The following is a 942-nucleotide window of genomic DNA, read 5'->3' on the forward strand; positions in this document are numbered from 1 at the left end:
CCGACTTCACTCGGGTTCCTTCAGCCCATCACGCAGCCATCGACTCCGTTTGAACAGATGGGGATGGACCTACTCGGACCCTTCTCTCGGTCGTCTTCGGGCAATCGCTGGATAATCGTCGCCACCGACTACCTGACACGATACGCCGAGACAAAAGCCCTGCCCCAAGGGACTGCTGCCGAAGTGGCGAAGTTCTTCATTGAAAGCATTGTACTTCGGCACGGAGCCCCCAAGACCATAATTACCGACAGAGGAACGGCGTTCACAAGCAGGCTCACCCAAGAAATCCTCCGACTCAGTCACACCGTTCACCGCCGGACGACGGCTTACCACCCGCAAACGAACGGCCTCACCGAGCGCCTCAACAAGACCCTCGCCGACATGATTTCGATGTACATCGACGTAGAGCACAGGACATGGGACGAAATACTCCCGTACGTCACCTTCGCCTACAACACGGCAGTGCAAGAAACAACCGGATTTACGCCGTTCCGCCTCGTACACGGGCGTGACGCATCAACAATGCTGGACGCGATGCTACCCCACGAGCCCAATGACGAGGAAAGCGACACACTGGACTTTACGCAACGAGCCGAAGAAGCCCGGCAGCTCGCCAGACTACGCATCGGACAGTAACAACGTATCGATACGAGAAGATACAACCTACGCCGACGAGACGAACACTTCAACCCGGGAGACTTGGTGTGGGTATGGACCCCAATTCGACGACGAGGTCTAAGCGAAAAACTACTTAAACGGTACTTCGGGCCATACAAAGTCCTTCGGCGCATAGGAGAACTGGACTACGAAGTTGTACCCGAAGGCACCTCCGCTCCACCTAAGTCGGATCGTAGCCATGTCGTTCTGTGAGCCAAGGAGTTGCAGTACAGTTTTGTCTTCCTAAGACCGCTTGGCCTCCGACTTGTGAGCCAAGGAGTTGCA

1 protein-coding gene is annotated in these 942 nt (G+C 55.7%); it reads left to right on the plus strand.

Features of this window, described 5'->3' with window-relative positions; all coding sequences use genetic code 11:
• On the plus strand, window positions 1-636 hold a 636-nt coding region (locus tag Q2M23_RS43655; protein ID WP_316399532.1), incomplete at its 5' end, for a DDE-type integrase/transposase/recombinase.
• Between the last annotated feature and the right edge of the window lie 306 nt (window positions 637-942).

It is taken from the genome of Bradyrhizobium sp. 33ap4 (assembly GCF_032654765.1).
Classification (GTDB): Bacteria; Pseudomonadota; Alphaproteobacteria; order Rhizobiales; family Xanthobacteraceae; genus Bradyrhizobium; species Bradyrhizobium australafricanum.